The 13214-nt window shown below is 57.2% G+C and carries 10 protein-coding genes; 9 read left to right on the forward strand and 1 reads right to left on the reverse strand.

The annotated features are described in order from the left end of the window. Positions 1-56 precede the first annotated feature (56 nt). The 9 genes from R5R33_RS04190 (at position 57) to R5R33_RS04230 (ending at position 12351) form a co-directional block, all read left to right on the forward strand. Positions 57-1244 carry an aspartate aminotransferase family protein gene (locus tag R5R33_RS04190; protein WP_318954792.1) on the forward strand — a complete coding sequence of 396 codons (1188 nt, stop codon included), beginning with the start codon at positions 57-59 and terminating at the stop codon, positions 1242-1244. A gap of 17 nt (positions 1245-1261) precedes the next feature. Beyond that, positions 1262-2176 carry an ornithine carbamoyltransferase gene (gene argF, locus R5R33_RS04195; protein WP_318954793.1) on the forward strand — a complete coding sequence of 305 codons (915 nt, stop codon included), beginning with the start codon at positions 1262-1264 and terminating at the stop codon, positions 2174-2176. 872 nt (positions 2177-3048) lie between these two features. Beyond that, on the forward strand, positions 3049-5997 hold the full coding sequence (locus R5R33_RS04200; protein ID WP_318954794.1) for a ribonucleoside-diphosphate reductase subunit alpha: 2949 nt from the start codon (positions 3049-3051) through the stop codon (positions 5995-5997). A 228-nt stretch (positions 5998-6225) separates the two neighbouring features. Then, positions 6226-7506: a ribonucleotide-diphosphate reductase subunit beta gene (locus tag R5R33_RS04205; protein WP_318954795.1), complete on the forward strand. Its 1281-nt coding sequence runs from the start codon at positions 6226-6228 to the stop codon at positions 7504-7506. A 137-nt stretch (positions 7507-7643) separates the two neighbouring features. Next, complete coding sequence (locus tag R5R33_RS04210) at positions 7644-8489, forward strand: hypothetical protein (RefSeq protein WP_318954796.1); 846 nt, start codon at positions 7644-7646, stop codon at positions 8487-8489. Positions 8490-8551: 62 nt separating this feature from the next. Beyond that, entirely contained in the window at positions 8552-9358 is an 807-nt protein-coding gene (locus R5R33_RS04215) for an NYN domain-containing protein (RefSeq protein WP_318954797.1), read from the forward strand. Positions 9359-9767: 409 nt separating this feature from the next. After that, positions 9768-10343, forward strand: coding sequence for a hypothetical protein (locus R5R33_RS04220; RefSeq protein WP_318954798.1), 576 nt, complete (start codon positions 9768-9770; stop codon positions 10341-10343). A gap of 88 nt (positions 10344-10431) precedes the next feature. After that, positions 10432-11493 carry an oxidoreductase gene (locus R5R33_RS04225; RefSeq protein WP_318954799.1) on the forward strand — a complete coding sequence of 354 codons (1062 nt, stop codon included), beginning with the start codon at positions 10432-10434 and terminating at the stop codon, positions 11491-11493. 273 nt (positions 11494-11766) lie between these two features. Continuing rightward, positions 11767-12351, forward strand: coding sequence for a nucleoside deaminase (locus tag R5R33_RS04230; protein WP_318954800.1), 585 nt, complete (start codon positions 11767-11769; stop codon positions 12349-12351). Positions 12352-12442: 91 nt separating this feature from the next. Here R5R33_RS04230 and R5R33_RS04235 read toward each other — a convergent pair whose 3' ends face one another. Next, positions 12443-13051, reverse strand: coding sequence for a MarC family protein (locus R5R33_RS04235; protein WP_318955698.1), 609 nt, complete (start codon positions 13049-13051; stop codon positions 12443-12445). Positions 13052-13214: the final 163 nt, after the last annotated feature.

The raw sequence follows: 13214 nt of genomic DNA on the forward strand, positions 1-13214 counted from the left end.
CGACGCATTTTCTGCGGTTTCCCTTTCTTTGGCCCACCGACAGAGGAGATATCTCAGTGGCCACTCCCGCACTTATGCAGAACTACGGTAATAGAACCCTGACCCTGGTCAGAGGTGAAGGCAATTACGTGTGGGACGATGCAGGCCGACGTTATCTCGACGCACTCTCCGGCATTGCCGTGTGTGGCCTCGGCCACTGCCACCCCGCGGTCACCGAAGCAATTCAGGACCAGGCGGCAACGCTGTTGCACGCGTCCAATCTGTACAACCTCCCGCCCCAGGAGAAACTGGCGGACAAGCTGGTCACCCTGTCCGGTATGGACAATGTGTTTTTCTCCAACTCCGGCGCGGAGGCCAATGAGGCGGCCATCAAGCTGGCGCGCAAGCTCGGCAACGAGCGCGGTCTCGCCATCCCGAAAATTGTGGTGACCGAGGGGGCATTCCACGGCCGCACCCTCGCCACCCTCACCGCCACCGGCAACCCCAAGGTACAGCAGGGTTTTGCCCCGCTGCCCGAGGGTTTCCTGCGGGTTCCTTATAACGACGCCGCCGCCATCGAGAAGCTCGCCGCCGAGCACAGCGACATCGTCGCCATCCTGGTGGAGCCGGTGCAGGGCGAAGGCGGTATCCGCATCCCCGATGCCGACTACCTGCCGCGCCTGCGCGCCCTGTGCGACCAGCACGACTGGCTGCTGATGCTGGACGAGATCCAGACCGCCAACGGTCGCAGCGGCAAGCTGTTCGCCTACCAGCACTACGCCGACCTGCTGCCGGATGTGGTCACCACCGCCAAGGGCCTCGGCAACGGCGTGCCCATCGGCGCGTGCCTGGCCCGCGGCAAGGCGGCGGAACTGTTCACCGCCGGCAGCCACGGTTCCACCTTCGGCGGCAACCCGCTGGCCTGCCGCGCCGGTATCGCGGTGCTGGAGACCCTGGAAAACGAGTGGTTGATCGAGCGCGCCGCCAAGCTGGGCAGCGACCTGGTGGAACAACTCAAGACCGAACTGGCGGGCTGCGCTCAGGTTAAGGAAGTGCGCGGCCTCGGCCTGCTGGTGGGTATCGAGCTGGATCGCCCCTGCGCAGAGCTGGTGGATATGGCCCGCGCCAAGGACCTGCTGATCAATGTCACTTCAGGCAATGTGGTGCGCCTGCTGCCGCCGCTGACCCTGAGCGATGCCGAGTGCAGCCAGATCGCCACTACCGTCGCCGCACTGGTGCGCGACTTCGCCGCCAAGGCCGACTGAATTTGGAGAAATAAAACATGGCAGTCAGACACTTTCTCACCCTCCTCGACCTGAGTAAGGAAGAATTGCGCGCGGTCATCCACCGCGCCATCGAGCTCAAGGCCCTGCGCAACCAGGGCATAACCATCGAGCCCTTCCGCAACAAGGTGCTGGGGATGATTTTTGAAAAGGCCTCCACCCGCACCCGGGTCTCGTTCGAGGCCGGCATGGCGCAGATGGGCGGCCACGCCCTGTTCCTGTCCCCGCGCGACACCCAGCTGGGCCGCGGCGAGCCGATCGAAGACAGCGCGCGCGTCATCTCGCGCATGGTGGACATGGTGATGATCCGCACCTTCGGCCACGACATCCTCGAGCGCTTCGCTGAGTTCAGTAAGGTGCCGGTGATCAACGCCCTGTCCGACAGCTACCACCCCTGCCAGCTGCTGGCGGACCTGCAGACCTATGTCGAGCACCGCGGTAGCCCGGAGGGCAAGGTGGTGGCCTGGGTGGGAGATGGCAACAACATGTGCAGCTCCTATATCAGCGCTGCGCGCCAGTTCGATTTCGAACTGCGTATTGCCTGCCCCGAGGGTTACGACCCGGACCCGGCCGTCGTCGCCGCCGCCAGCGACCGCGTCACTATCGTGCGCAAGCCGCAGGATGCAGTGCGCGGTGCCGACTGGGTTGCCACCGATGTGTGGGCCTCCATGGGCCAGGAAGACGAGCAGCGCATTCGCATGAAGGCGTTCGAGGGCTTCCTGGTGGACCACGAGCTGATGAGCCACGCCAACCGCGACGCCGTGTTCATGCACTGCCTGCCCGCACACCGTGGCGAGGAAGTGAGCGGCGAGCTGCTGGAAGACGAGAAGATCTCCGTGGTGTGGGACGAGGCGGAAAACCGCCTGCACGCCCAGAAGGCGCTGATGGAATTCCTGCTGGAGCACAGCAACTGATATCCACCAACCTTCGACAAAATAAAGGGGCGCCGTGTGTGACTGGCGCCCCTTTTTTCGTTTACCCTACTGTCTCGCGACAGAGCACATTTGTCAGGATTGTCCAGATCAAATTTTGATCTTTTTGCGCCACTTTGCTCAGGGATTAATCAGGCCCAAATTATTATTGCCACGCTTAATTTGGGACCCCGTTACTATTAAAAAATATTCTTAGAAAAACCGCGCAGTCGCCCGAACTGATCACTTTTTATACCCGCCCAATAACGGCGGGCGTTGCAGGCTGGGGATAAATACCGCCGCACCGCCTACCCACAAATTATCCACAAGTAACCCCAAAGTTATCCGCCTTGAATTGGGCACCCAATCGCATTATCTTGTTGGTCATTCGAGATCGAACCCCAATATATTGGGTTTCACGGTGGAATCACCCACAAGAAACCCCAGGGAATGCGGCGCAGGATGCCCGAACCCCACCACAACATATTGTGTTCGACCTCTATCGCACCAACTAGGCCAGGCCTGATACAGGCCGCACAGGGCTCCGGAGCGGTGGATAAGTGTTTGCCGGCAGCACAGCCGCAAACCTCTACCGGGCAATCCGGCACAGGGTGCCCCTGAGTTTCAGACACAGAATCAAGCTGTACCCCACAAGAGTTACCCGCGCGGTGCCGAGGCATCGTCGTCACTGCTTGTGCCTGTGTAAATTGAAGGGTGTGCGAGCGGCATCGCGTTAACGCGCACAGCCAGCACAGAAAAGCGCGATACGCGCGCAAAAAATTAGAAAGAATTTTCGGCCACAAGCCGGCTAAAAAAACCAAAAGCAACACCGGGCAAGTCACACTCGACGCGCACACAAAACTATGGAGAATTTCATGCACACAGAGACAGGGCGCTCTCAGTCTGCGCCTAACGGCACTACCAAGGATTCGGTATCAGATCAGGCCAGCAGCAACACCACACTGGCTGCCACTGCCCCCGGTCAGATCCGCGTCATCAAGCGTAACGGCACCGTTGTGCCCTACGCCGACAGCAAAATCTCCGTAGCTGTAACCAAGGCATTCCTCGCCGTCGAAGGTGGCACCGCTGCCGCCTCCAGCCGCATCCACGAGCGCGTCGCCGATCTGGTTTCCCACATCAGCGCCACCTTCAAGCGCCGCATGCCGTCTGGTGGCACCATTCATATCGAGGAAATCCAGGACCAGGTAGAACTGGAACTGATGCGCGCCGGTGAGCACAAGATCGCCCGCGACTACGTGCTCTACCGCGAAGAGCACGCGCGCCTGCGCAAAGAAAAAGAACAGCAGAAAGCCGCCAGCGCCCAGTCCGCCGATACTCACCCGAGCATCCGCGTAAAAATGGAAGACGGTTCCCTGGTTGCCCTGGACATGGAGCGCCTGCGCACCATCGTCAGCGAAGCCTGTGAAGGCCTGACCGACGTCGACGGCGAGCTGATCCTGCGCGAAGCACTGAAAAACCTGTACGACGGCGTTTCCGAAACCGACATCAACACCGCGCTGGTGATCACCGCGCGTACCCTGGTTGAGCAAGAGCCGAACTACACCTACGCCACCGCGTTCCTGCTGCTGGACAAACTGCGCGCCGAAGCCCTGCGCTTCCTCGGCGTGGCCGAGTCCGCCACCCAGCAGGAAATGAAGAGCCTGTACAAGCCGGCGCTGTCCGCGTACGTGGCCAAAGGTATCGAGCTGGAACTGCTGGATCCGGCACTGGCCAGCTTCGACCTGGACATGCTGGGCGACGCCATCAAGCCCGAGTGCGATCACCAGTTCAGCTACCTCGGCCTGCAGACCCTGTACGACCGCTACTTCCTGCACTCCGACGAAATCCGTTTCGAACTGCCGCAGATTTTCTTCATGCGCGTCGCCATGGGCCTCGCCATCAATGAGGAAAACCCGAACGAACGCGCGGTTGAGTTCTACAACCTGCTGAGCTCTTTCGACTACATGAGCTCCACCCCGACCCTGTTCAACGCCGGTACCCTGCGCCCGCAGCTGTCCTCATGCTACCTGACCACCGTGCCGGACGACCTGCACGGTATCTACGGTGCCATCCAGGACAACGCCATGCTGTCCAAGTGGGCAGGCGGCCTGGGCAACGACTGGACGCCGGTGCGCTCACTGGGTTCTTACATCAAAGGCACCAACGGCAAGTCCCAGGGTGTTGTGCCCTTCCTGAAAGTGGCCAACGACACTGCGGTCGCCGTAAACCAGGGTGGCAAGCGCAAGGGAGCCGTGTGTGCGTACTTGGAAACCTGGCACCTGGACATCGAGGAATTCCTCGAGCTGCGCAAGAACACCGGTGACGACCGTCGCCGTACCCACGACATGAACACCGCCAACTGGGTGCCGGACCTGTTCATGAAGCGTGTGTTCGAAGACAAGGAGTGGACCCTTTTCTCTCCGGCGGACTGCCCCGACCTGCACGACCTGTTCGGCGACAAGTTCGAAGCGCGCTACAACCACTACGAGCAGATGGTTGCAGAAGGCAAACTGAAGCTGCACAAAAAAGTGCGCGCGCTCGACCTGTGGCGCAAGATGCTGGGCATGCTGTTTGAAACCGGCCACCCCTGGATCACCTTCAAGGACGCCTGTAACCTGCGCAGCCCGCAGCAGCACGCCGGTGTGGTACACAGCTCCAACCTGTGCACCGAGATCACCCTGAACACCAAGGCGAACGACGAAATCGCAGTATGTAACCTGGGCTCCGTAAACCTGTCCCAGCACATCGGCGAAGACGGCAAGCTCGACCAGGCAAAACTGGCCAGCACCGTGAAGACCGCCGTGCGCATGCTCGACAACGTGATCGACATTAACTACTACGCCGTGGAAACCGCGCGTCAGTCCAACATGCGCCACCGTCCGGTGGGCCTGGGTCTGATGGGCTTCCAGGACGCGCTGTACAAAGCCGGCATCTCCTACTCCAGCGATGAAGCCGTAGCCTTCGCCGACACCACCATGGAAGCGATCAGCTACTACGCGATCGGAGCCTCCAGCGACCTGGCGGCCGAGCGCGGCAGCTACTCCAGCTACGAAGGTTCTCTGTGGAGCCAGGGCATCCTGCCGATCGACTCCATCGAAATCCTGGCCAAGAACCGCGGCGAGCAGTTCATCGACCAGGACACCAGCTCCACCATGGACTGGAACGTGGTGCGCGAGAAAGTCGCGAGCCAGGGCATGCGCAACTCCAACGTGATGGCCATCGCCCCGACCGCGACCATCGCCAACATTACCGGCGTATCCCAGTCCATCGAGCCCACGTACCAGAACCTGTACGTGAAATCGAACCTGTCCGGCGAATTCACCGTGGTGAACCCGTACCTGGTACACGACCTGAAAGCCCGCGGCCTGTGGGACAAGGTGATGGTCAACGACCTGAAGTACTACGAGGGCTCCGTGCAGAAGATCGACCGTATCCCGGCCGACCTGAAAGCCAAGTACGCCACCGCGTTTGAAGTGGAGCCGCGCTGGATCGTGGACGCCGCCAGCCGCCGCCAGAAGTGGATCGATCAGGCCCAGTCCCTGAACCTCTACATCGCCGGCGCCAACGGCAAGAAACTGGACCTGACCTACCGCATGGCGTGGTACCGCGGCCTGAAAACCACCTACTACTTGCGCGCACTGGCTGCCACCTCCACGGAGAAATCCACCGTGACCACCGGCACCCTGAACGCCGTGAGTGCCGGTGGCGCACCGGCCGCCAACGCCGCACCAGCTCCGAAAGCGAAAGCTGAGGAAATGGTCGCACCGGCCGCCGTGCCCAAGGCCTGCTCTCTGGACGATCCGGATTGCGAAGCCTGCCAGTAAGCGCTGGTTGATTGTTTGCAAAGACTCTCGGGGGAGAGCACCGCGTAGGCCGATCCATAAAGTGGAAAAGCCGCGCAACCAAGACCATAAGCGCCGCCCCGGCACCGGGTTCATTACTCAACCAAAGAGTAATAGCCCGGTCCGGGTGCAAGGCGCAAAACACACCGAATGAATAGGCCCTGCCGGCAAAGTCGGCACGGCAATTGCTCAGGAAAGATAGGGGGAATCATGCTCAGCTGGGACGATTTCGACTCACAAGGCAAAAAAGAATCCAAAAAGCCCGAACCGCAACCGGTGCCGGGTGCACTGCAATCCGAGCAGCAGGCAGTCACCGAACACGGCGCTGCCTTCCATACAGACAGCGCCAGCAGTGCCCCGGCACCGACCGCGGCCCAGACCAGTTCTTCCAGCGCCACGTCCGCTGTGGAAGCCGCCCGCGCCGCCGTAGCCGATCTCGACCCGGCACCCGGCCTGGAAGAACTGGAAATGGGCGCAGCCCGTATCCAGGTAGACGAGAAGCGCATCATCAACTGCCGCGCCGACCTCAACCAGCTGGTACCGTTCAAGTACGACTGGGCCTGGCAGAAATACCTCGACGGCTGCGCCAACCACTGGATGCCGCAAGAAGTAAACATGAACAAAGACGTCTCCATGTGGAAAGACCCCAACGGTCTGACCGCCGACGAGCGTCGCATCGTGGAATACTCCCTGGGTTACTTCTCCACCGCCGACTCCCTGGTAGCCAACAACCTGGTGCTGGCCATCTACCGCCACATCACCAACCCGGAGTGCCGCCAGTACATCCTGCGCCAGTCCTTTGAAGAAGCCATCCACACCCACGCCTACCAGTACTGTGTAGAGTCCCTGGGCATGGACGAAGGCGAAGTCTTCAACATGTACCGCGAAGTGCCGAGCGTCGCCAAGAAAGCCGCCTGGAGCCTCGCGCACACCGGCTCCATCAGCGACCCGAACTTCAAGACCGGCACCGTCGAGAAAGACCAGGAGCTGCTGCGCAACCTGATCGCGTTTTACGCGGTCACCGAAGGCATCTTCTTCTACTGTGGTTTCACCCAGATCCTGTCCATGGGTCGCCGCAACAAGATGACCGGCGTTGCCGAGCAGTTCCAGTACATCCTGCGCGACGAGTCCATGCACCTGAACTTCGGCATCGACGTAATCAACCAGATCAAACTGGAAAACCCGCACCTGTGGACCGAAGAGTTCAAGCAGGAAGTGACCCAGATGATCCTGGAAGGTATGGAACTGGAAGTGGCCTACGCCCGCGACACCATGCCCCGCGGCGTACTCGGCATGAACGCGGCCATGATGGAGGAATACCTCCACTTCATCGCCAACCGTCGCCTGAGCCAGCTGGGCCTGAAAGAACAGTTCCCCGGCGCCCAGAACCCCTTCCCCTGGATGTCCGAGATCATGGACCTGCGCAAGGAGAAGAACTTCTTCGAAACACGGGTTATCGAATACCAGACCGGCGGTGCACTGCAGTGGTAAACCACTAAATAGGCATCGACTGTAGAAAAGGATTTACTACAACAAAGAGTCGCTCACAGGAAGAGAGGTATTGAAGCGGGCGAAAGCCCGCTTTTTTTTCGCCCAAAAAACTGTACAGCATTACGCTAATTTGAAACATGAAAAAACTTCTGAGATTTGATCCGAACAAGAGCTTCATTGAGCTACCTATTGTATGGATCACCGTAGGTTTCATATCATTGACATCTGCAATATTTGTGTTTTTGATTGCCAAAAATGGGCACTACGAACCAAACTTAAACGCCCGTGGATTCAACTTTTTCCTGTCTGAATTCAAATTCCCTCTCGGCACACTGGCATTAATAATACCAATAGTAGCCCTACTTTCTGCAAACCATAGGTCAGAGCAAACGAAGGCTCAGATTTATGCCACGAACTCACAAAATTTATTCACAAACTACTACAAACATATAGAAGAGTTTGAAAAATACATCTCAAAACACGAAAACTTAAAAGAAAGTATCCAAAACCCTCGAAAACTTCATAAAAAAATATATCCCAATGCTCGCTTTGGGGAAACACACATCTCCAATGAAGTAACAAACGAAATAGAAAAAAAATCAGCAGCCATCATTGATACAATGCTCCAGTTCTCCACTGGCCACAGAGGTACACAGAACGACTCAATCTTCGATCTGAACGCAAAAATTGACGAATTTGCCAACGATTTCCATATCACCTTTAATTTCAAAAACGGAAAGATATTCAGCCACGAAGGAATGACAATATCATTACCGGAGCTGGATTTGAGATATCTATTTATAAGGGCCCAAAGAGTTGCTCAACTAATTGAAACTCTGCTCACATTTGACACAGAATTCGAATCTCCAATAGGCCTACGAAATATTCTAAATATTGACATCAAAGGTGTACCATCATACAAAATAAACGATTCAGTTAACGCGCCGCCGTTTGAACTCCCAGAACTATCAAAAGAATATTGATAAATTGCCCACTGACAGGCTCAAAATTAAGACATTCTTCACATTGCAGGATCATTCACGGAATGAAAGACCTTGATGACCACAAAAAAATCGCCGTCCTGATCGACGCGGACAATGCCCAATACTCCAAGGTTAAGGCCATCTTGGATGAAATCTCTGCGCACGGACATATTGTGATCAAGCGTGCCTACGGCGACTGGTCGAGCGACAACCTGAAAAACTGGAAGAAATCCCTGAACGAACTGGCAATCCAGCCGGTCCAGCAATTTGCCTACACCACCGGCAAGAACTCCACCGATGCGTCGATGATCATCGATGCCATGGACCTGCTCTACTCTAAGCGCTTCGATGCCTTCGCGCTGGTCTCCAGCGACAGTGATTTCACCAAGCTGGCTTCGCGCCTGCGGGAAGACGAGCTGTTTGTGTTTGGCGTCGGCGAGCGCAAGACCCCTATATCTTTCCGCAACTCATGTGATGACTTTATCTTCACCGAGAACCTGGGTGGCGACGAGTCCACGCAGGAAAAGACTGCGGGCAAGCCTAAAGAACTGGAGTCGAAGAAGACTCTCAATGATCCTGCCGAACTGATTCCATTACTCACCAGAGCCTGGGAGCAGTTTCAGGACGACAGCGGCTGGGCCAATGCGTCCGCCGCAGGCAGCTTCCTAAAGCGGTCCATGCCTGACTTCGACCCGAGATCTTATGGGGCCTCCAAATTCTGGCAGTTGCTAGATAGCCTGAAAGGAAAGTTGGATATTGCCAAGAAAGAAGGCAACCAGATTTCGTATCGTGTGAGCCTCCCGAAGGCCAAAGCAAAGAGTAAACCCCAAGGCCAAACCGTCGCTCCGAGAGAAGAAGAACATGCATGAGATAAAGGCTAACCTATACCCCTGCAAGCACTGCAGTGAATCCGGGACCTGCACCACCGGCAAGGATGGCTCAAGCTGCCACGCCTGTGCCAAAGTACATGAGTTAAGTAAGAATCAAAGTTACTTCGGCCTATCTTGCGCAAGCTGTAACGGTATAGGTCAAGCCGAACCAAAAACCGAACGCATCAACAAAAGAATTAAGCCCGTACTAGCGCTTGGCACGGTTTTTCTTCTGTTAGTCTTCATTTTCACTCTCGCACTCTTCAAGAACCCTCACTTCCCCGAATTTTTGGCGTTTTCAGGTACTCTCATTGGCAGCATCACTGCCTTTTACTACACGCATTTAAAAAGCTCTTAGCGAAACACGAAAGGAATCGATTCAAAAAGAAAAACAAGTAACGGGAAAGTCATGATTCGTTATTTATCAGTCACCGTTATGCTTTTGTTCGCTGCAGACACTTATGCATGTAGCCCCGCTTTCCCGTGGGCGCTGGTCGAAAATGAAGGAATGACACTCGAAGAGGCGGAGGTTGCCGGGTCTGACGCTGTTTTTCATGGGTTCCTGAAAGAAGCCAGAACAACAGCACTCTCTGATTCAGATTTCGAGGGCGAAAGGCATTATATTTTTCACGTTATCGAACGGTTCAAAGGCAATATCAGCGCTCAGCAACGCATCGAGGTCGTCCAATCACGAGGCTACTGTAGTTTCCCCCTCCAGTTCGATCGGGAGTACCTAGTTTATTTGGAAATCGGAGAGGACGGATATTATCGCCTGGGAAACGCAGGCACATATATCTTGGATGAAAAAACACTGGATTTGAGTAGGCCGGGCGACAAGGCTGAGTATGAAACATTACAGAGCATTGGTGATGCGGCTGATTATACAATCAAATCCACGTTCGATGATGGTTCCCCAGAAGTCCTAACACTCAGCAAAGAAAAGCAGCTGGACAAAATAAGAGCCATTGCTCGCCGGGTGCGTTAACTTCGCGAATTTCCAAACTAAAATCTATGGGCACCTCTCGACACTAAGGAACTGCCCCCCGGGGAATAAGGAGTGAGCCGCTATTACCATGCCCACCACCACCGAAATCAAAACCGCCATCATCGGCTACGGCTTTTCCGCCACCACCTTCCACCTGCCGTTTATCCTGAATCTGCCGCCATTTCGCTTCACGGCGGTCAGCACCTCGAAGGGCGAACAGGTGCGGCAGCAGCATCCCGACGTGGCCGTTTATTCCGATGCAGAAACTCTGCTGACGAAAAGCGATGCCGACCTGGTGATCATCACCGCCCCCAACGACGTTCACTTTGCGCTGGCCAAGCGCGTCCTGCAGCAGGGTAAACACGTGGTGATGGAAAAGCCGTTCGTGACCCGCGTCGAACAGGGCGAGGAACTGATCGTGCTGGCGCGGCAACAGCAGCGGGTGCTGAGTGTGTACCACAACCGCCGCTGGGACGGTGACTTCCTCACGGTGCAGAAGTTGATCGCCGAGGGCCGCCTGGGCACGGTGCGCTATTTTGAAAGCCATTTCGACCGCTTTCGCCCCGAGGTGCGCAAGCGCTGGCGCGAGTCTGCGGTGGAAGGTGGCGGTATTCTGTTCGACCTCGGGCCGCACCTGATCGACCAGGCACTGCAGCTGTTTGGGCTGCCCACGGCCATCACCGCGCAGGTACGCACACTGCGCCCACAGGCGGAGGTCGATGACTTTTTCCACCTCACCCTGCACTACCCCGACCGGCTCGCGGTGCTGCGCAGTAGCCCGTTCTGTGCGTCACCGAACCTGCGCTTTGAGGTGCAGGGCACGGCCGGTAGCTATGTAAAGCACGGCCTCGACCCGCAGGAGGATCGTCTCAAGGCCGGCCTGCTACCAGTAACCGCAAACTGGGGCCACGAAGCCTCCGAGCAATACGGCCAGCTGTACGCCGCCGACGGCCATACCTTGGTCACCACCGAGACCGGCGGCTACCAGCACTATTTCCAGCAGCTGGCACAAGCCATTCTCGAGGGCGGCGAAGTCCCGGTGCGTGCCGAACACGCCCTCGACAATATCCGCCTGATCCAACTGGCCCTGCAGAGCAGTGCGAGTGGGCAAACAATCGCGGTAGATGGCAGCGAGTGGTCACTTAGCTAGTCGCCCACGAGTCCCGTATTGTTCGGGATCATGAACCACGGGGTTGATCGTTGAACTCCGGGTTACTGAAAGAATCATGGTCGAAATACCCGCGGCATGCCGGCCATCCCGATGGGCGGCGGCCGGGATCCGATCATTGCGCCCTTCTTCCCGCCCTTCTGGGCGCATGTTCCGATCACTTCCCTACTCTGGCTGTCCCTTCAGCGGGCGTCTAGCCTAATACATCTACCCGGTTTACAGCCCCGCTACAGGTCGACTTCCCGAGAGTGAAATATGAAGGCCCTTTTCGACAAGCAGACAGCGAAGAGTGATGAAGTTTTACGAGCGATCGCCCATATGCCGACCGGGAGCCTGGATGTTTTGATGGACGCAGAGTTTGCACTTGGGCTGTCAGATGCCGACTTAATGCGCATTGCGGTGTTTCTTGCAGAAAAGAGCTATGCCGAGGGCGGCTGCCCGATTGGTGCGGTCATCATTGATAACTCTACAAGGAAAATCCTGGGGAAAGGGCATAACACGCTTGTCCAGGAGAACCACCCCTACAACCACGGTGAAACTAGCGCTATCCGGGATGCCGGTCGAACCGACTTTAGCAGGACAACCCTTCTTACCAGCCTGAGCCCCTGCGATGTCTGCGCGACGTTAATTTATATGAGGGGGTTCCGTCGCGTGGTGGTAGGCGATGTCACCAATGCCGCGGGCAACGCAAAGTTTTTGCAGAAACAGGGTATTCACGTGGATATCCTGGAGGACCGGGACGGTATAGAGCTTTACGATCGCTTCCGGTCTGAAAAGCCTGACCAGGAGCTGGAAGATTGGCAGGGCCTGAGCGCCGTGAAACATCGGCACAAAAAATAAATATATGGATTTTCCTGTCGCGGGGTGATGGCACGCCACCTCTCCTGGCGGGACACACAAAAACAAGGGCGGTGGTCATCTCACCTATAAATTATCCGCCCGCAAAAAATGCCTTGATTCCGGTGAGGCCGAACTGAAACCCCATGGCAATCACGATAAGCCCCATCATGCCGGCCATCAGGTTATGCAGGAAGCTGTTGCCAGTTCCCTGGCCACTCAACCTGCTTGTCAGCAGGAGAACCAGCCACAGCGCCAACACCGCAATTGCCGCCCCGGCGATGGCGGTAACCGGCAGCGCGGTGCCGGAGTGATTGACGGAAAGCGTGATGATGCCGGTGATGGTACCCGGGCTTGCCGCAAACAGGATCAGTGGCGTCAGCGACTGCGACTGGGTGCCCGCAACCGGCGCAGCCTGTGGCGCCTGCCCGGTGCTGGCGCGCACCATCGAAAAACCCATCCACGCCAACACCAAACCGCCGGCCACCTGGAATACATCCAGGGATATCCCGAACACCTTCAGCAACCTGGCGCCGATCAGCGCAAACGTGATCAGGATGACCAGTACGGCAATGCTTGCCTTGGTGGCACTGGCCGCCCGCGCGGCGGACGACTGCCCGGCGCCGATTTGCGACAACATCAGTGCGCACACCACCGGGTTGATCAGGGACAGCAGTGTGACCGCCGCCTGAATCACCTTCATCGAGCTCACAATATCTCCCCTATTTCCGCTCCGGTCCTCCGTTGCGACCACGCGCCGGATATCAGAAATATAATCGACATTCCCGCGATCGCCGCCACCGCGCGGTGGTCACCCTACACTTTCGTTTAGCGGGCTCCGTATCGTCTGCAGCCACAGCTTTTTT

The organism is Microbulbifer pacificus (assembly GCF_033723955.1).
GTDB lineage: Bacteria > Pseudomonadota > Gammaproteobacteria > Pseudomonadales > Cellvibrionaceae > Microbulbifer > Microbulbifer pacificus.